This window comes from Vibrio sp. TRT 29B02, assembly GCF_050113655.1.
Taxonomy (GTDB): Bacteria; Pseudomonadota; Gammaproteobacteria; order Enterobacterales; family Vibrionaceae; genus Vibrio.
This window is the reverse complement of record NZ_JBNJOJ010000024.1, coordinates 58,262-77,170: the sequence shown is the minus strand read 5'-3', so window position 1 is coordinate 77,170 and position 18,909 is coordinate 58,262. Positions and strand designations below refer to the sequence as shown.

Below are 18,909 nucleotides of genomic sequence, written 5' to 3'. Positions count from 1 at the left end.
GAATAAACTTGGCAACCCCTTTTTTGTGTTTTTTCTGACTTTTTTGCTGTTCGATTAATTTTCGATCTAAAAGTGGTAAAAACCGCCCTTTTGTTTACATATTTTTAAACTTATTGGCAAAAAGAGTGACCTTTTCCCAGTTAGTATATTCTACTTCCTTGCTGGTATCGGTTTCTCCACCTGTCATACTCATTATGAATTTAATCATGGTTCTATCAAACCAGTTGTAACGAGGGTAATAGAGCGCACCAGCAAACACACCAATTAACTCGGGTTGCCAGGAAGATTTCTTGAGAAACGTCTTTATATAAGCACTGCCTTCTGGCGTATCTTTACCTTGGTCTTCTTTTCTGGCGGTCAGGTTCACACAAAAAAAGGCAGCTCTACTCGATTGCAACGCCGGTAGGTTGCTCTCGATAAACTGGTATAGCTTCTTGTTAAGATGCCCATATCTTATCGATGCCCCTACTAGTACTCGCTCATACTGTTCAAAGTCGACACGTTCTGTCGTATGAAGGTCAACAAAGTCACATTCGTAGTCTGAGAGTTGCTCTCTTATATGATGAAAGATTTTTTTGGTTTGACCTTCACGAGTTGAGTAAAGGAATAATGCTTTGGCCACACTCTCTCCTTAGCTACGCCAGAAAGTAGGCGTAAGTAATATTAATAGGGTGAATACTTCTAAACGTCCAAATAGCATAGAGACAATCAGCACCCATTTGGCTTTATCATTCACATCTCCAAAGTGGAGCGCGACTTCTCCAAGACCAGGACCTAAGTTGTTCAATGTTGCAGCGACAGCGGAGAATGCGCTTAACTCGTCCATACCTGTCGCAATCAGCCCTAACATGCAGACGACAAACACTAGCGCGTATGCAGAGAAGAATCCCCATACAGCATCAACGACTCTTTGTGGCAGAGCGCTACCGCCAACCTTGATGGTATAGACTGCACGTGGGTGGACAAGACGTTTTAGCTCGCGAACCCCTTGGAGTGTTAGCAGAAGGATACGAATAACTTTCATGCCACCACCCGTTGAGCCCGCACAACCACCGATAAATGACGAAAAAAGAAGTAGTACTGGTAAAAATAGCGGCCAGTCCGCAAATCCTGTTGTTGTAAATCCAGCCGTGGTTGAGATAGAGACAGTCTGAAATAAGGCCTGATCAAACACATCATATATAGAGTCATAGGTGTGATGGTTCAATAAGATCAAGAAACACACGACAAACAGCAGTATTTGTATAAAGACAAAAGCTCTGAACTCGGGATCTTTCCAATAGTATTTAGGGTGTACACCACCAGATGCAAACGCTGCAAAGTGGAGGGAATAGTTACACGCAGAGATCAGTAAGAATACGACGGTAATCATATTGATCGCATAGCTATTGAAGTGCCCCATACTGGCGTCATGAGTAGAAAAACCACCAATAGCAATGGTAGAAAAACTATGACCTATCGCATCAAATGGTGTCATTCCGGCAAACCAAAATGCCGCAGCACAAGCGATGGTTAAACTCAAGTATATGTACCAGAGTGCTTTTGCCGTTTCTGCGATTCTTGGTGTCATTTTTGAATCTTTTACTGGGCCTGGAATTTCAGCTCGATACAGCTGCATACCACCGATACCTAGCACAGGTAGAATCGCCACGGCTAATACGATGATACCCATCCCACCAAACCATTGGAGGAACTGACGATAGAATAGGATAGCTTTCGGCAGATCATCTAAGCCAACGATCACGGTAGCACCAGTCGTCGTCAGTGCAGAGAAGGATTCAAAAAAGGCATCCGTTACTGACACGTTGGGATTGTCAGCAATTAAGAATGGAATAGAACCTGCGCTACCGAGTACCGTCCAGAACAAGACGACTATCAAAAAACCATCACGAGCCTTTAATTCGTGTTTATGATGACGGTTAGGGAACCAACAAACAGCACCACAAAACAACAGTACAAAAAAAGTTGTGACAAAAGGAACACCTGCACCATCGCGATAGATCAGCGCGACTAACGCAGGAGCGAGCATAGTAATGCTGAAAAGGGCGAGAAGGAGCCCTACGATGCGGATAATTGATCGAAATTGCATGAATAGACTGATGTATGAAGCGTAGCTTCCGACTTCCTGATTATCTTATAATTTGTCCAAAGGCGTTATCTTTACCTTGGCAGCGCTTTTATTAATGATGGTTTGGGTAAAGTCCTTCACCTGACGAACTTCTATCTCGACCAGCATTTTAACCGATTCACTATATTCCGCGCTTACCTCTTGTGCTCCGAATTGCGGGAGAATAGATTGAGCGATCGGCATAAACCCATAGTCTAACTCTAGTAATAGCTCAGTGGTTATTTTTTTCTCAATAGTTTGAAGCAGCTTGAGAGCTTGTTGTACCCCACCACCATAAGCTTTTACTAATCCGCCTGTGCCCAGCTTAATTCCTCCTGAATAACGCGTAACTACTGCGGTTATTTCACCAACGCCAGATCCAGACAGTTGAGCCAAGATTGGTTTCCCTGCCGTTCCTGACGGTTCACCATCATCACTAAACCCCCACTTCATCGAATCTTCGGGGCGACCAGCGACAAATCCCCAACAATTATGGCGTGCATCAGCATGTTTGGCTTTGATCTGCTCAACGAACGTTTTAGCGACTTCAATTGAAGGTGTGTGAGCAAGATAAGTAATAAAAACACTTTTCTTTATCTCTTCTTCGAATATGACGGCTTGTTCTGGGATTAAATAGGGTTGGTCATTCATGTCATCAGTTCATTTGAGATCGTCTCGCCAGTTTAGCATGAGAGCAATTTGAACGCCGCCTAAGATATGTTCAAGCGCACAATGTTAAACACTTGTTTAAAAAATGTATTGAATTTAGCCATTGGCGAGTCCAAACTAAAACAACTGGTCTAACCAGAATAAAAATAAAACCACTTTCCTTTATAGCGGCTCACTGAAAGCACACGAGTTATTTGTGCCGACTTTTAGCAGCTATACACGCAATCCAAGATTGTATGTCATGGAGATAGACAATGATTTACCAAGCCAAAAACCTACAGGTAAAGGAATTACAAGACGGAATCGCTGAACTGAGCTTCTGTGCTCCAGCTTCCGTCAACAAGCTCGACCTTGCCACTCTTGAATCACTGGATAAAGCACTAGACGCCTTGTATGCCCACAGCTCTCTAAAAGGCCTGCTACTGACCTCAGATAAAGAGGCATTTATTGTTGGTGCTGATATCACTGAATTTTTAGGTCTATTTGCTAAACCTGAAGCTGAACTCGATCAGTGGCTACAATTTGCAAACAGCATTTTCAACAAGCTTGAAGATCTACCTGTACCAACGCTATCAGTGCTTAAAGGCCACACTTTGGGTGGTGGATGTGAGTGTGTACTCGCTACCGATATCCGTATCGGTGATAAGACCACCAGCATAGGTTTGCCAGAAACAAGACTCGGCATCATGCCTGGTTTTGGTGGCTGTGTTCGTCTTCCTCGCGTTATCGGTGCTGACAGCGCTATGGAAGTGATTACTCAGGGTAAAGCTTGCCGAGCAGACGAAGCACTAAAAATAGGCTTGTTAGATGCCATTGTAGAAACTGACTCACTATATGAATCAGCGATTACGACACTTACGCAAGCGATCAATGAAAAGCTAGATTGGAAAGAGCGCCGTAAACAAAAAACCTCGGCTCTTTCATTGAGCAAGCTCGAGTCAATGATGAGCTTCACGATGGCAAAAGGTCTAGTCGCACAAAAAGCTGGGCCACATTATCCAGCACCAATGACGGCGGTGAAGACAATCGAAGAAGGCGCTCGCTTAGCTCGAAATGAAGCTCTGGATGTTGAGCGCCGCTACTTTGTTAAGCTGGCTAAGTCTGAAGAAGCAAAATCTCTGGTCGGGCTATTCCTCAACGATCAGTATATTAAAGGTATCGCGAAAAAAGCCGCTAAGTCAGCCAACAAAGATACCCAACGTGCGGCAGTGCTTGGGGCTGGCATCATGGGTGGTGGTATCGCTTATCAATCTGCGTTGAAAGGCGTGCCTGTCTTAATGAAAGACATCGCTCAACCATCACTCGACCTAGGTATGAATGAAGCCTCCAAACTATTGAATAAGAGTCTTTCACGTGGCCGCATCGATGGTTTCAAAATGGCGGGAATTCTTGCTTCAATCACGCCGAGCCTACATTACGCAGGGATCGAAAACTCTGACGTTATTGTTGAAGCGGTGGTAGAAAACCCTAAAGTGAAAGCGGCGGTGCTCAGTGAAGTGGAATCTTACGTCAACGATGACACAGTTATCACGTCAAACACTTCGACAATTCCAATCAATCTATTAGCGAAATCATTAAAACGTCCAGAAAACTTCTGCGGTATGCACTTCTTTAACCCAGTGCACAGAATGCCACTGGTTGAGATCATTCGCGGCGAGCATACCTCAGATGAAACCATCAACCGTGTCGTGGCTTACGCTGCGAAGATGGGTAAATCTCCAATTGTTGTTAATGACTGCCCTGGGTTCTTTGTTAACCGTGTTCTATTCCCATACTTTGGAGGCTTCAGCAAGCTCCTTAGTGACGGTGCAGACTTCACTAAAATTGACAAGATCATGGAACGTCAGTTTGGCTGGCCAATGGGCCCTGCATACTTACTTGATGTGGTTGGTATTGATACAGCTCACCATGCTCAAGCGGTTATGGCGCAAGGCTTCCCTGAAAGAATGGGGAAATCTGAGCGTGACGCGATTGATGCTCTGTTCGAAGCAGATAAATACGGCCAGAAAAACGGCAGCGGTTTCTACAGCTACAGTGTAGATAAACGCGGTAAGCCAAAGAAAACTTTCAGTGAAGATATCTTGCCTGTACTTGCTGATGTGTGCAGCGCGCCAAATGAGTTTGATGACCAGACCATTGTTGAACGTATGATGGTACCTATGATCAATGAAGTTGTTCTGTGTCTACAAGAAAACATCATTGCTTCACCACAAGAAGCCGATATGGCTTTAGTTTACGGACTAGGCTTCCCTCCGTTCCGTGGCGGTGTATTCCGCTACCTAGACAGCATCGGCATTGCTGAGTTTGTCGAAATGACCAAGAAGTACGCTGATCTAGGTGCAATGTATCAAGCTCCTCAGTTACTTATCGATATGGCAGCTAAGGGTGAAACTTTCTACGGCACTCAACAGCAAGGTTCAATCTAAGGAGAGATTCTCAAATGTCTATGCATAAAAGAAATGTTGTAATTGTAGATTGTCTACGCACTCCAATGGGTCGCTCTAAAGGTGGTGCTTTCCGTCATACTCGAGCTGAAGATCTCTCTGCACATCTAATGAAAGGAATTTTGGCGCGTAACCCTCAGGTTAACCCGAGCGAGATTGAAGATATTTACTGGGGTTGTGTACAACAAACTCTGGAGCAAGGTTTCAACGTTGCACGTAACGCCGCTCTGCTAGCTGGGTTGCCGATTGAAATTGGTGCAGTCACAGTCAACCGCTTATGTGGTTCATCAATGCAAGCTTTGCACGATGGCGCGCGCGCTATCATGACGGGTGATGCCGAAATCTGCCTAATTGGTGGTGTCGAGCATATGGGCCACGTACCAATGAACCACGGCGTTGACTTCCACCCAGGTATGTCTAAGAACGTAGCCAAAGCCGCTGGTATGATGGGTTTAACAGCTGAAATGCTTGGTAAACTCCATGGTATTAGCCGAGAGCAGCAAGACGAGTTTGCAGCGCGTTCACATGCTCGTGCACACGCAGCAACCCTAGAAGGTCGTTTTAAGAATGAAATTCTACCAACTGAGGGACATGCCGCTGATGGTACTCTGTTTACTCTCGATCATGACGAGGTAATTCGTCCTGAAACATCGGTAGAAGGTCTCTCTCAACTTCGCCCTGTCTTTGATCCAGCCAACGGCACTGTGACCGCTGGCACTTCTTCTGCTCTATCAGACGGCGCTTCAGCAATGCTGATCATGAGCGAAGAGAAAGCGAACGAGTTGGGCTTAACTATCCGTGCACGCATTAAAGGTATGGCGATTGCAGGTTGCGATCCTTCGATTATGGGATACGGTCCTGTCCCTGCTACTCATAAAGCTCTCAAACGAGCAGGCTTAACGATTGAAGATATGGATGTCGTGGAACTGAACGAAGCGTTTGCGGCTCAGTCTCTTCCATGTGCGAAAGATCTCGGCTTGCTTGATGTGATGGATGAAAAAGTAAACCTTAACGGCGGTGCTATTGCACTTGGTCACCCACTAGGCTGTTCTGGCGCGCGTATTTCAACGACTCTGATCAACCTAATGGAAGCTAAAGACGCTAAGTATGGTCTAGCAACTATGTGTATCGGTCTTGGTCAAGGTATCGCTACTGTATTTGAGCGTCCGTAACATCAACCGAAAAGATCAAAAACGCCAGCTGAAGCTGGCGTTTTTTATATGATCAATACTTCAACCAATCTTGGTGCAATTGGTTCGATGATCCTAAGTAATCGATCATCCATTGGATCAGCTTATGGTTATCATCTTTTCGCCATACAAGGCAGCACTGACTCAGGGGCTTTTCATCAGGCAATGTTTTCTCCACCAGCACACCTTCGTGGATTAACGGCATGGCGATATGACGAGGCATATAACCCACTCCGACGCCATTTTTTAAACATTCGATAGCACTGTACCAGTTAGGTAGCAATAAGCGACGCTGTTTAGGGTAATGCCCGGTATGACGCTTGGGTAACACGCTCGAAGTATCATCAAGACAAATTGCAGGGAACTGACTAACAAACTCCTCAGATAAGTATTGTTCCCTCACACAAGGATGGGCTGGAGACATAACAAACGCCCAATCAAGCACTCCCATATCTCTAACCTCAAAATCACCGCCAACTGGTATCGCAGACGTCGCACCAATCACAATATCTGCTCGCTCTTGGGCTATCGCCTCCCATGAACCATTAAACACTTCCATGTTGATTTGCAGTTCGGCAAATTCGAACTCTTGGTAAAAGCTTTCGACGAGCGGCTTCAGCTTATCGAGTTTGACTACGTTGTCTAAGGTTAACTTGAGTGTTGACTGCCAACCATGAGCAACTCGACGCGTTTGAGACTGAATCTCCGCCATCTGTCTAAGAAGCATACGCGCCTCAGCGATAAAGAGCTCCCCTGCGGGCGTGAGCTCTACTTTTCTCGGTAAACGGCGGAACAGAACAACATCTAGCTCCTGCTCTACTTGGCGAACACCATAACTAATCGCCGAAGGCACTTTGTGCAGCACTTCGGCGGCAGCCGTAAAACTACCAAGACGGGCAACTGTATCCAGCATCTCTAATGATGACTTTGAGTACATAACACTCAACCTTTCAAATTTTTTGATTGATAACCAACAATTTTAGCGTTTTATTTCCTTTAAATCGAAAAATAGAATGACAAGGCATAAAAATCAGGGTTGGCGCCAACTGATACTGAGCAATTAATGATTAAATAATTTGATTGGAAAAATCATGACTATTTCAAAACTACAATTATTCTACCTTGCAGCCCTATCTATGCTTGGCTTTGTCGCTACTGATATGTACTTACCTGCTTTCAAAATAATGGAAGCAGACTTTGCTACTGGCCCTGAACAGATCGCGCTCTCTTTAACTGTCTTCCTTTCTGGTATGGCTATCGGCCAACTTTTATGGGGCCTGGCTTCTGATAAATTTGGTCACCGCAATACACTCGCAGCTGGTCTAGTCATCTTTACCCTAGCCTCACTAGGTTTAGCATTTAGCGATCAAGTATGGCAATTACTGACCTTACGCTTTGTACAGGCGATTGGTGTTTGTGCTCCTGCTGTTATCTGGCAAGCAATGGTTATCAAGCGTTACTCAAGCAGTAGCCAACAGATCTTTGCCACAATCATGCCTTTGGTTGCGTTGTCTCCTGCTCTGGCTCCACAGCTCGGCGTGCTACTCGCAGATAGTTTTGGCTGGCATAGCATCTTCTTCACTCTGACGGCGGTCGGTGTTGTTCTGGTAGCGGCGACAATGATGCAGCGCAACGAGCAAGTTGAAGCTAAACAAACCAGTGTATCTAGCGATATCAAAGCGCTACTCGGATCAAAAACTTATCTGGGTAACGTTTTTATGTTTGCGACAGCTTCCGCGGCATTCTTTGCTTACCTGACAGGTATGCCAGAAATCATGGCTCAACTAGGGTACGAAGCCAAAGATATTGGCCTGAGCTTTATTCCACAAACCATCGCATTTATGGCTGGTGGCTATCTTGGCAAAGTCGGTGTGAAAAAATTTGGTGATGAGAAAGTGCTACGCCAGTTAATCGGCTTGTTTAGCGTTGCCTCACTACTGATCTTTATTGCCTCACAATGGCAACTAAGTTCAATATGGCCAATTCTGGCACCATTCTGTTTGATCGCTGTCGCCAATGGTGCACTTTACCCAATCGTAGTCAATAGAGCGCTAGCCAGTGCACAGCAAAGCCCAGCAACAGCGGCTGGTCTACAGAATAGCGTACAAATATGCGTTAGCAGCTTGTCGAGTGCGTTAGTTGCGGCGATGGCAAGTCAGGCTCAGTTTGTAACGGGGATTGCGATCATCATCTGTATGGGTGGTCTATGGGCTGGCTACATCATTTCTAACCGAGAACTCTCGCAGCACTTTACTACTCCCGATAATGCTCGAGTTGTGAGTGACGAGTAATCGATAACAAAAAGGAGCCGCTTCACTAAGCGGCTCTTTTTATAGTAAGTAGTTACAAACTTTTTAGGCCCCACTTTTCAGCAGTGCGCTTGAAGAAACCTTGTGTTTTTTTCAGTTCTACCCAGTGATTAATATAATTAATCCACACCTGGTCATTTTGAGGGAGTAGCATGGCGATGGGTGTCGGTTTACGTGGTTCTTTTACTGGTACAATCGCTAACTGTTGGAATTTTTCCACCAAGGTTGCCGCTTCCACATTTGAAGTCACAGAGACATCGGCTCGACGTGCCAATAGCTCCTGAAAATCCCTTGCCGGTGCTTCGATGACAATATGCTGCGCAGTTGGAAAGAACTCTTTGACCATCTTCTCTTGTACTGTGCCCAAGGTCGCCGCCACTTTCACGTCCGCTTTGTCAAAATCACTCCAATCAGAAAATTTCTCTAAATCTTTTTTCTGTACGACAGGAACAAAAGCCAGGTAAAAATATGGTTGACTGTAACCAGCGACTTTAGCTCGAGACATATTCAGTGAGGCACTCCCCGTAATATCATATTTATTGGCTGTAATACCGTTGACTAAGGTCTTCCAATCCGTAGCCACATACTCTATTTCCACGCCCAAATCTTTAGCCAATTCTGTCGTTACGTCGATATCAAATCCTCGATAACTGTTGGTCGCAGGATCTTTCATCGTCATTGGATTCCAATCGCCTGTGGTGCCAACCCGTAAAATCCCCTTATCAAGGATTTCCTGCAATCGACTTGTTTCCGCCATAACCTGACCAACAGACAATAAGCACATTCCAAGTGCTAAGATATATTTCTTCATTATATTAATCCCTAAGTTTATTAAGCTTAACGTCGGTTCATTTGATAACATAGCAGCTACAAAGGAATATTATTAGTCAATACAAGGTGTAATGTGACTTCTCGTTATTTATCGATTGTTTCCGCTCTACTCCTAACCGGCTGCTCAGACTATCAATGGGGCTGGTATGTATTGGATCCAACAACGTCACAAGGTCAAACGAACCTCAAGTTTCTCGTCGCTGGATTTAGCGATACGATTCAGGTTTCGTTGCTCAGTATGTTGCTGGCGATGACCTTAGGCTTCTTAGTTTCATTACCGGCACTCTCTCCACTAAAGCCTCTAAGAATGATTAATCGAGTCTACGTAGAATCGGTTCGCTCTATACCTGTGTTGGTACTACTGCTTTGGGTTTACTATGGAATGCCGACCTTGTTAGATGTCACTCTAAATCACTTCTGGGCGGGTGTTATCGCGCTTACTATTGCGGAAAGCGCATTTATGGCGGAAGTATTTAGAGGTGGGATTCAAGCGATAAATCGTGGACAACATGAAGCGGCCGAAGCGCTAGGTCTCAACTATTGGCAGAAAATGCGTTTCGTGATTCTTCCGCAAGCTTTTAGACAAATCCTACCTCCACTTGGCAATCAATTCGTTTATATTCTCAAAATGAGTTCACTGGTCAGTGTTATTGGTCTTAGCGATTTAACTCGTCGTGCCAATGAACTGGTGGTTAATGAGTACTTACCTTTAGAAATCTATACATTTCTGGTCATAGAATATTTAGTGCTGATACTGATTGTTTCACAAACAGTCCGTTGGTTAGAAAAGCGCATTCAAGTGCCAAGTCATTAGTAGTTAGACAAACAAAAAAGCCGCTAAAAATAGCGGCTTTCACATTGAGTTAGCGGTATTGGTTATTTTTTCTTAACCGGACGTTGCCAACCAGAAATTTTACGTTCTTTAGCTCGAGTGATGACTAACTCGCCTTCTGACACGTCTTTCGTCAACGTCGTTCCAGCACCAATCGTTGCACCATCTGCAATCGTTACAGGCGCCACCAGCTGACAGTCTGAACCCACAAACACATCATTACCGATAACTGTTTTGAATTTGTTTGCGCCATCGTAGTTACAAGTAATCACACCAGCACCGATATTTGTTCCCTGACCAATTTCAGCATCACCAAGGTACGTTAGGTGATTGGCTTTGGAACCTTCACCAATACGAGCGTTTTTCACTTCAACAAAATTGCCAACGTGCGCATCGTTACGCAGTTCTGCACCTGGGCGCAAACGGGTAAATGGACCAACCGTACACTCTTCACCTACCGTTGCACCTTCAATCACACTGTAAGGGCGAACAATGGTGTTGTCGTCGATTTCACAATCTTTAAGGACACAACCCGCACCGATAATGACGTTATCACCCAGTGAGACGTTACCTTCGATAATGACGTTAGCATCGATTTCACAGTCCATACCACATTGCAGCTCACCACGCAGATCAAATCGTGCTGGGTCACGCAGCATAACACCCTGCTCTAACAACTTACGAGCTTGCATAGATTGGAAAGCTCGCTCTAAACGAGCCAACTGTGCACGATCATTCACCCCTTCAACTTCGATAGGGTTTACAGGATGAACAGCTTCAACTGCACGACCTTCATCATGCGCAGCAGCAATAACGTCTGTAAGGTAGTATTCACCCTGAGCGTTGTTATTATTTAGCCCAGATAACCAACGCTTAAGATCACCACCAGTTGCTACCATTACACCGGTGTTGATCTCTTTAATTAGCTTCTGCTCTTCTGTTGCATCTTTCTGCTCAACAATCGCGACAACAGGACCGTTGCGACGAACAATTCGACCATACCCCATAGGGTTATCAAGCACGACCGTCAAAAGGGCAATACCTCCTGTTGGTTGAGCATCAAGTAGACTTTCAATGGTCTCTTCAGAGATAAGAGGGACATCACCGTAAAGAACTAAGATCTTTTCTTCATCTTCAAAGTGTGGAGAGGCTTGATCAACCGCATGCCCTGTCCCCAATTGCTCAGCTTGTAAGATCCAGTTAACTGACTCGCTTGCAAGCTCAGCCTGCATTTGATCGCCGCCATGGCCGTAAACCAAATGAATATTTTGCGCACCTAAACCGTTACAGGTATCTATAACGTGCTTGACCATTGGCTTACCAGCCAAGGTGTGCAGCACTTTAGGCTTATTAGAATACATGCGAGTACCTTTACCCGCTGCGAGAATGACCGCGCTAAATTTCATTGAGTTACCTGTTGGACGTAGTTCTAAATCTGAGGGGTATTTTAGACACTAATCGCTAATTAGTTAATTGATTAGGAAAAATTTACGTTAAAAAATAAGCAAAAAGGCGGTCTTACGACCGCCTTTATCACTTAAAACAACGTTGTCGATTAACGACGCTGTTTTGTCAGCTCGATAACTCGTAGCTGAGCAATGGCTTTAGCCAGTTCACTGGCCGCTTGAGCGAAGTCCATATCGCCATGCTGGTTCTGGATATTCTCCTCAGCACGACGTTTCGCTTCTTCTGCCTTCGCTGCGTCTAGCTCTTCACCACGGATAGCGGTATCAGCCAGTACAGTCGCTGTACCAGGCTGAACTTCTACCATACCACCAGAAACATAAATAATTTCTTCGTGGCCGTGCTGTTTAACAATACGCACCATACCAGGCTTTATAGCGGTCAGCAGCGGTGTGTGGCCGTGGAAAATACCAAGCTCACCTTCGCTACCGGTCACCTGAAACGTTTCAACTAGGCCAGAGAAGATTTTCTTCTCTGCGCTAACAACGTCTAGGTGAAAGGTTATTGCTGCCATATCGCCTCCTAGTTAGCCTTATAGCTTCTTCGCATTCTCGATAGCATCGTCAATCGTACCGCAGTACATGAACGCTTGCTCTGGAATGTCATCGTAATCACCAGCTAGTAGACCTTTGAAGCCACGTAGAGTCTCTTTAAGAGGTACGTAAACACCTGGGTCGCCAGTAAATACTTCCGCTACGTGGTAAGGCTGAGTTAGGAAACGCTCAATCTTACGTGCACGAGATACAACTTGCTTATCTGATTCAGATAGCTCGTCCATACCTAGAATCGCAATGATATCCTTCAGCTCTTTGTAGCGCTGTAGAGTAGACTGAACGCCACGAGCGATGTCGTAGTGCTCTTGACCAACTACTAGCGGGTCTAGCTGACGAGAAGTCGAATCTAGTGGGTCGATCGCTGGGTATAGACCCATTGCAGCGATGTTACGGTTAAGTACAACCGTTGCATCTAAGTGCGCGAACGTTGTTGCTGGAGACGGGTCAGTCAAGTCATCCGCTGGTACGTATACTGCCTGTACAGACGTGATAGAACCTTGCTTAGTTGACGTGATACGCTCCTGAAGAACACCCATCTCTTCTGCTAGAGTAGGCTGGTAACCTACCGCAGAAGGCATACGGCCTAGAAGTGCTGATACCTCAGTACCTGCTAGCGTGTAACGGTAGATGTTATCAACGAACAGTAGAACGTCACGACCTTCGTCACGGAAACGCTCTGCCATTGTTAGACCAGTCAGTGCAACACGTAGACGGTTGCCTGGTGGCTCGTTCATCTGGCCGTAAACCATCGCTACTTTTGATTCTTCTGGCTTCTCAACGTTTACAACGCCTGCTTCCTGCATTTCGAAGTAGAAGTCGTTACCCTCACGAGTACGCTCACCTACACCTGCGAATACAGATAGACCTGAGTGTTGTAGTGCGATGTTGTTGATAAGTTCCATCATGTTAACGGTCTTACCTACACCAGCACCACCGAATAGACCGATTTTACCACCCTTAGCGAATGGACAAACTAGGTCGATTACTTTAACGCCAGTTTCTAGTAGAGCAGTCTCGTTAGATTGCTCTTCGTAGCTTGGTGCTTCACGGTGAATAGAGTAAGACTCTTCTGCACCGATTTCACCACGCTCGTCAATCGCATCACCAAGTACGTTCATGATACGACCTAGGGTCTTAGTACCTACTGGTACTGAAATTGGAGCGCCAGTGTTTACAACTTCAACTCCACGACGTAAACCATCAGAGCTACCCATAACGATACAACGAACTACGCCACCGCCTAGCTGTTGTTGAACCTCAAGAACTAGACGCTCTTTTGATTCAGTAACGTTTAGAGCGTCATATACACTAGGTACTTCGCTCTGTGGGAACTCTACGTCGACTACCGCACCGATGATCTGTACGATCTTACCTGTAGCCATCGTTAATCCTCTAAACTATTTCGTTTTACCTATGCTTAAACCGCAGCTGCACCACCAACGATTTCAGACAGTTCTTGTGTAATCGCAGCCTGACGGGCTTTGTTGTACACAAGTTCTAAGTCTTCAATCAGGTTTGTTGCATTATCGGTTGCAGCCTTCATTGCAATCATTCGAGCCGCTTGCTCACAAGCAAGGTTCTCAACAACACCTTGGTATACCTGAGACTCTACGTAACGCACTAGAAGTGTATCGAGTAGAGGTTTTGGTTCAGGCTCATAGATGTAGTCCCATGAATGCTCACGCTGCATCTCTTTGCTGTCTGATTTAGGCAAAGGTAGCAATTGATCGATCGTTGGTTGTTGAACCATGGTGTTCACAAACTTGTTGAAAACAACATACAGACGGTCCAATTCACCTTCATCGTATTTCTTTAGCATTACGCTTACAGAACCGATTAAGTCTTCTAGGCTAGGTTGATCACCTAGGCCTGAAACTTGAGCAGCTACTTTAGCGCCACTGTTGTTGAAAAAGGATGTCGCTTTAGAACCAACAAGTGCTAGTTCAACTTCAGCACCTTTCTCTTTCCAAGCCTGCATATCGGTGATTGCTTTCTTGAACACGTTAATGTTCAAACCACCACACAGGCCACGGTCTGTAGAAACGATGATGTAACCAACTCGCTTCGCTTCGCGCTCTTCTAGGTACGGATGACGGTACTCTAGATTCGCGTTTGCTACGTGACCGATCACTTTACGCATTGTTTCAGCGTATGGACGAGAAGCTTCCATTGCGTCTTGACAACGACGCATTTTTGAAGCTGCTACCATTTCCATCGCTTTCGTAATTTTCTGCGTGCTTTTAACACTACCGATTTTATTACGTATCTCTTTTGCGCCGGCCATCGTTACTCTCCATTAGTTGGTGGCAGAGACTGCCACCGACCTATTACCAAGTTTGGGTTGCTACGAAGTCATCAGTCAGCTTCTTAAGCTGAGCTTCAACTTCATCGTTGTATGCACCCGTCTTGTCGATCTCAGCTGCGAAATCAGCGTATTGACCGCGAGCGTACGATAGTAGAGCCGATTCGAAATCTAGCAGTTTACTTAGTTCAACATCTGCTAAATAGCCACGCTCTGCAGCGAAGATTACTAGCGCTTGGTCAAATACAGACATTGGAGCGTACTGCTTCTGCTTCATTAGTTCTGTAACTTTTTGACCGTGGTCTAGCTGTTTCTTCGTAGCTTCATCAAGGTCAGAAGAGAACTGAGCAAACGCTGCTAGTTCACGGTACTGAGCTAGTGCAGTACGGATACCGCCTGATAGCTTCTTGATGATTTTCGTCTGCGCTGAACCACCTACACGAGATACTGAGATACCTGGGTCAACAGCTGGACGTACACCTGCGTTGAATAGCTCAGTTTGTAGGAAGATCTGACCATCGGTAATCGAGATTACGTTAGTCGGTACGAATGCTGAAACGTCACCTGCTTGAGTTTCAATGATAGGTAGAGCAGTTAAAGAACCAGTCTTACCTTTCACTTCACCGTTAGTGAAACGCTCTACATACGCTTCGTTTACACGAGCTGCACGCTCTAGTAGACGCGAGTGTAAGTAGAATACGTCACCTGGGAATGCCTCACGGCCTGGTGGACGTTTTAGTAGTAGAGAGATCTGACGGTAAGCTACCGCTTGCTTAGATAGATCATCATAAACAATCAGTGCATCTTCACCGCGATCGCGGAAGTATTCACCCATCGCACAACCTGCGTATGGCGCTAGGTATTGTAGCGCTGCAGATTCAGAAGCAGATGCAACAACAACGATAGTGTTAGCTAGCGCGCCGTGCTCTTCCAGTTTGCGAACCACGTTAGCAATAGTCGATGCTTTCTGACCGATTGCTACGTAGATTGAGAAAATACCAGAGTTTTTCTGGTTGATAATCGCATCGATCGCCATCGCTGTTTTACCAGTCTGACGGTCACCGATTACTAGCTCACGCTGACCACGACCGATTGGGATCATTGAGTCAACAGATTTGTAACCAGTTTGCACAGGTTGATCTACCGATTTACGGTCGATTACACCTGGTGCGATTACTTCTACAGGCGAAGACAGTTTCGCTTCGATTGGACCTTTACCATCAATTGGCTCACCTAGCGTGTTTACAACACGGCCAAGCAATTCAGGACCAACTGGTACTTCAAGAATACGTCCAGTACCTGTAACTTTCATGCCTTCCTTAAGGTCAGCATATGGACCCATTACTACCGCACCAACCGAGTCACGCTCAAGGTTAAGTGCTAGTGCATAACGGCCACCCGGTAATTCAATCATTTCACCTTGCATCACGTCCGCTAGGCCGTGAATGCGGATGATACCATCGCTTACCGATACGATAGTACCTTCGTTGCGAGCTTCACTAACAACATCGAATGACTCGATACGTTGTTTGATTAGATCGCTAATTTCCGTGGAATTAAGTTGCATGCTCCAATCCCCATTAAGACTGCAATGCATCGCTCAGGCGGTTCAAACGACCACGCGCTGAATTATCGATGACTAAGTCTCCGGCTCGAATTATAACCCCACCAAGTAGGGTCTCATCTACACTGCAATTCAGCTTTACTTTGCGCTCAAGGCGCTGCTCAAGTTTGCTGCTGATATTTGCAAGTTGTTCATCAGAAAGTTCAGATGCAGAAATAACTTCCACATCAATTTCCTTCTCATGCTCTTTTTTAAGAGCAATAAACTGCTTACATACATCAGGAAGGGCCGCTAGGCGACCATTCTCAGCCATTACCTTCAAAAGGTTCTGACCATGCGCATCAACTTGTTCGCCGCAAACTGCAACAAATATTTCAGCAAGTTTGTCTGCTGAAACAGAACCCGTTAAGAGCTCTTTCATTTGTTCGTTCTTAGCGACTTCAGCAGCAAAAGACAACATTTGACCCCATTGGTCTAGTTGGCCTTTATCTACCGCAAAGTCGAAGGCTGCTTTAGCATAGGGGCGTGCGATTGTAGTCAAATCAGACATATGCGCCCCCAGACTTAAAGTTTTGCAGTAATGTTGTCGAGAATATCTTTTTGCGCATCTTTATCGATAGCACGCTCAAGGATTTTCTCAGCACCAGCTACAGCCAGAGTTGCAACTTGTTTGCGCAGTTCATCACGCGCACGGTTGCGTTCGGCTTCAAGTTCAGCTTCTGCTTGAGTAAGGATTTTCTGACGTTCAGTCTGAGCTTCCTCACGAGCTTCATCTAGAATTTGAGCTTTACGCTTGTTCGCTTGCTCGATGATCTCAGTTGCTGTGCGCTTCGCTTCTTTCAACTGCTCAGAAGCGTTTGCTTGTGCTAGACCCAAGTCTTTAGCAGCACGTTCAGCTGCTTGTAGACCGTCAGCGATTTTCTTCTGACGTTCTTCAATCGCTTGCATCAATGGTGGCCATACATACTTCATGCAGAACCACACAAATAGTGCAAACGAGATTGCTTGACCTAGCAGAGTTGCGTTCATATTCACAACAGCTACCCCTTCTATTCGGACTTAGTGTTAATCAACGACAAACCGAAGTTTGCCCACAGTTAAAAGTGATTAACCTAGTTGACCAACGAATGGGTTCGCGAAAGTGAATAGAAGTGCGATTACGATACCGATCATAGGAACCGCATCAAGTAGACCAGCGATGATGAACATCTTAACTTGTAGCATAGGAGCCATTTCTGGTTGACGTGCAGCACCTTCAAGGAATTTACCGCCTAGAAGTGCGAAACCAATCGCTGTACCAAGAGAAGCAAGACCGACGATAATACCTACGGCGATTGCAGAAAAGCTCAGTAAAGTTTCCATTACTATCTCCAATTTATAGTTGTTGGCTAGTGCCCAAATAAAAAGCTTTTAAAATAAAATTAATGATCACTGTCTTCGTGTGCCATTGACAGGTAAACAATTGTCAACATCATGAACACGAAAGCCTGAATCGTAATAACCAAGATATGGAAGATTGCCCACGGTAGTGAACCCATCCATTGTAAGTACCATGGTAGCATTGCCGCACAAAGAATGAATACAACCTCACCTGCGAACATGTTACCGAATAGACGCATACCAAGTGATAGAGGTTTCGCTAGTAGCGATACAACTTCAATTAGTAGGTTAAACGGAATCATCACTGGGTGATTAAATGGATGTAAAGCAAGTTCTTTTGCGAATCCACCTAGACCTTTCACTTTGATGCTGTAGTAAATCATCAGAGCAAAAACGCCTAGAGCCATAGCCATGGTGATATTAACATCAGCTGACGGTACAACCTTAAGGTAAGGAATACCAAGCCAATGCTCTGCTGGGTAAGGTAAGAAGTCGATCGGAACTAAGTCCATCACGTTCATCAAAAATACCCAACAAAAGATAGTCAGTGCTAAAGGCGCGATCAGTGGGTTGCGTCCATGGAACGTGTCTTTGACGTTTTCCGCGACAAATTCAACGATCATTTCAACAAAACACTGAAGCTTACCCGGTACACCCGCTGTAGTTCTCTTCGCTACTTTGTAAAAAATTCCTAAGAAGATTAAACCAGTAAACCAAGAAAAAAACAGGCTATCGATATGTACGTTCCAGAAACTTGCTTCATCCGCTACCAATCCTAACTTAGCTAAAGAAAGGTTTGATAAGTGGTGGGCAATGTATCCGGATGACGTTAGCGCTTCACCTGGCGCAGCCATAACTCATCCTATTTTTTGTTGTTAATGAATAGCACTGGCGCACAGATATTAATACCTAGAGCCAGCAAATAGGTTAGCTTTAGGGGAACAAGTTCCACCTGCATATACATGTAGGCAACGGTAAAAAGAACCACCGTAATGAGGATTTTAAGTACTTCGCCCGTGTAGAAAGAGGCCGCGATACGCTTTGCAGCGCGAGCTCCGCTAAACATAAAAGCACACAGCGCAAATACCGCATTAGCAATAACAAATATGCCACCACCAATCAGCGCTGAAAGTCCCCATTCAGCATTCACAGCAACTGCCATTCCTGCTGCCAATAGTGTAACCGCGCTAAGCTGGATCATTAACAATTGCTTTGCAAGCTCTCGTCCTGGTCTAGCTAACGCAGCTACCATGTATTCGTACC

Annotated in this window: 19 protein-coding genes; 4 read left to right on the top strand and 15 right to left on the bottom strand. The window is 45.3% G+C overall.

The genetic code is table 11. The features are described from left to right. Positions 1-94 precede the first annotated feature (94 nt). The 3 genes from hemG to ACQEXT_RS15095 are packed head-to-tail and all read right to left on the bottom strand — an operon-like array spanning position 95 to position 2,758. Positions 95-622, bottom strand: coding sequence for a menaquinone-dependent protoporphyrinogen IX dehydrogenase (gene hemG / locus ACQEXT_RS15105; RefSeq protein WP_426952822.1), 528 nt, complete (start codon positions 620-622; stop codon positions 95-97). A 9-nt stretch (positions 623-631) separates the two neighbouring features. Then, the gene (locus ACQEXT_RS15100) at positions 632-2,089 is read right to left on the bottom strand and encodes a TrkH family potassium uptake protein (RefSeq protein WP_426952820.1); all 1,458 of its coding nucleotides are present in this window, start codon (positions 2,087-2,089) and stop codon (positions 632-634) included. Positions 2,090-2,134: 45 nt separating this feature from the next. Further along, positions 2,135-2,758 (bottom strand): YigZ family protein, encoded by a 624-nt coding sequence (locus ACQEXT_RS15095; protein ID WP_138972887.1) that lies wholly within the window; start codon positions 2,756-2,758, stop codon positions 2,135-2,137. A gap of 272 nt (positions 2,759-3,030) precedes the next feature. Here ACQEXT_RS15095 and fadB point away from each other — a divergent pair, with 272 nt between their 5' ends. Together fadB and fadA are read left to right on the top strand one after the other, a co-directional pair. Then, entirely contained in the window at positions 3,031-5,202 is a 2,172-nt protein-coding gene (gene fadB / locus ACQEXT_RS15090) for a fatty acid oxidation complex subunit alpha FadB (protein ID WP_426952818.1), read from the top strand. Between the two features lie 14 nt (positions 5,203-5,216). Then, positions 5,217-6,392, top strand: a complete 1,176-nt coding sequence (fadA, locus tag ACQEXT_RS15085; RefSeq protein WP_138972885.1) for an acetyl-CoA C-acyltransferase FadA — start codon at positions 5,217-5,219, stop codon at positions 6,390-6,392. Positions 6,393-6,444: 52 nt separating this feature from the next. Here fadA and punR read toward each other — a convergent pair whose 3' ends face one another. Then, positions 6,445-7,347, bottom strand: a complete 903-nt coding sequence (punR, locus tag ACQEXT_RS15080; protein WP_269378240.1) for a DNA-binding transcriptional activator PunR — start codon at positions 7,345-7,347, stop codon at positions 6,445-6,447. Positions 7,348-7,501: 154 nt separating this feature from the next. Between punR and punC the strand changes: the two genes are divergently transcribed. Continuing rightward, positions 7,502-8,701: a purine nucleoside transporter PunC gene (gene punC / locus ACQEXT_RS15075; protein ID WP_426952815.1), complete on the top strand. Its 1,200-nt coding sequence runs from the start codon at positions 7,502-7,504 to the stop codon at positions 8,699-8,701. A 52-nt stretch (positions 8,702-8,753) separates the two neighbouring features. Here the strand turns inward: punC and ACQEXT_RS15070 are convergent, their stop codons facing one another. Continuing rightward, complete coding sequence (locus tag ACQEXT_RS15070) at positions 8,754-9,530, bottom strand: transporter substrate-binding domain-containing protein (protein ID WP_331417307.1); 777 nt, start codon at positions 9,528-9,530, stop codon at positions 8,754-8,756. 93 nt (positions 9,531-9,623) lie between these two features. Between ACQEXT_RS15070 and ACQEXT_RS15065 the strand changes: the two genes are divergently transcribed. Then, the gene (locus ACQEXT_RS15065; RefSeq protein ID WP_426952813.1) at positions 9,624-10,364 is read left to right on the top strand and encodes an amino acid ABC transporter permease; all 741 of its coding nucleotides are present in this window, start codon (positions 9,624-9,626) and stop codon (positions 10,362-10,364) included. Between the two features lie 62 nt (positions 10,365-10,426). Here ACQEXT_RS15065 and glmU read toward each other — a convergent pair whose 3' ends face one another. The 10 genes from glmU to ACQEXT_RS15015 form a co-directional block, all read right to left on the bottom strand. Further along, entirely contained in the window at positions 10,427-11,788 is a 1,362-nt protein-coding gene (gene glmU, locus ACQEXT_RS15060; RefSeq protein ID WP_138972882.1) for a bifunctional UDP-N-acetylglucosamine diphosphorylase/glucosamine-1-phosphate N-acetyltransferase GlmU, read from the bottom strand. A 149-nt stretch (positions 11,789-11,937) separates the two neighbouring features. Then, positions 11,938-12,360, bottom strand: a complete 423-nt coding sequence (locus tag ACQEXT_RS15055) for a F0F1 ATP synthase subunit epsilon (RefSeq protein ID WP_006879261.1) — start codon at positions 12,358-12,360, stop codon at positions 11,938-11,940. 18 nt (positions 12,361-12,378) lie between these two features. Continuing rightward, on the bottom strand, positions 12,379-13,782 hold the full coding sequence (gene atpD / locus ACQEXT_RS15050) for a F0F1 ATP synthase subunit beta (protein WP_269378248.1): 1,404 nt from the start codon (positions 13,780-13,782) through the stop codon (positions 12,379-12,381). A gap of 35 nt (positions 13,783-13,817) precedes the next feature. Next, the gene (gene atpG / locus ACQEXT_RS15045; RefSeq protein ID WP_269378249.1) at positions 13,818-14,684 is read right to left on the bottom strand and encodes a F0F1 ATP synthase subunit gamma; all 867 of its coding nucleotides are present in this window, start codon (positions 14,682-14,684) and stop codon (positions 13,818-13,820) included. Between the two features lie 43 nt (positions 14,685-14,727). After that, positions 14,728-16,269 carry a F0F1 ATP synthase subunit alpha gene (atpA, locus tag ACQEXT_RS15040; RefSeq protein WP_331417310.1) on the bottom strand — a complete coding sequence of 514 codons (1,542 nt, stop codon included), beginning with the start codon at positions 16,267-16,269 and terminating at the stop codon, positions 14,728-14,730. Positions 16,270-16,282: 13 nt separating this feature from the next. Beyond that, positions 16,283-16,816: a F0F1 ATP synthase subunit delta gene (atpH, locus tag ACQEXT_RS15035; RefSeq protein ID WP_269378252.1), complete on the bottom strand. Its 534-nt coding sequence runs from the start codon at positions 16,814-16,816 to the stop codon at positions 16,283-16,285. A 14-nt stretch (positions 16,817-16,830) separates the two neighbouring features. Continuing rightward, a complete protein-coding gene (gene atpF / locus ACQEXT_RS15030) occupies positions 16,831-17,301 on the bottom strand; it encodes a F0F1 ATP synthase subunit B (protein ID WP_331417311.1) in 471 nt (156 codons plus the stop codon). Positions 17,302-17,373: 72 nt separating this feature from the next. After that, a complete protein-coding gene (atpE, locus tag ACQEXT_RS15025) occupies positions 17,374-17,628 on the bottom strand; it encodes a F0F1 ATP synthase subunit C (RefSeq protein WP_002540812.1) in 255 nt (84 codons plus the stop codon). A gap of 59 nt (positions 17,629-17,687) precedes the next feature. Then, positions 17,688-18,500 carry a F0F1 ATP synthase subunit A gene (gene atpB / locus ACQEXT_RS15020; RefSeq protein ID WP_006879253.1) on the bottom strand — a complete coding sequence of 271 codons (813 nt, stop codon included), beginning with the start codon at positions 18,498-18,500 and terminating at the stop codon, positions 17,688-17,690. A gap of 8 nt (positions 18,501-18,508) precedes the next feature. Then, positions 18,509-18,898 carry a F0F1 ATP synthase subunit I gene (locus ACQEXT_RS15015; protein WP_239928256.1) on the bottom strand — a complete coding sequence of 130 codons (390 nt, stop codon included), beginning with the start codon at positions 18,896-18,898 and terminating at the stop codon, positions 18,509-18,511. Positions 18,899-18,909: the final 11 nt, after the last annotated feature.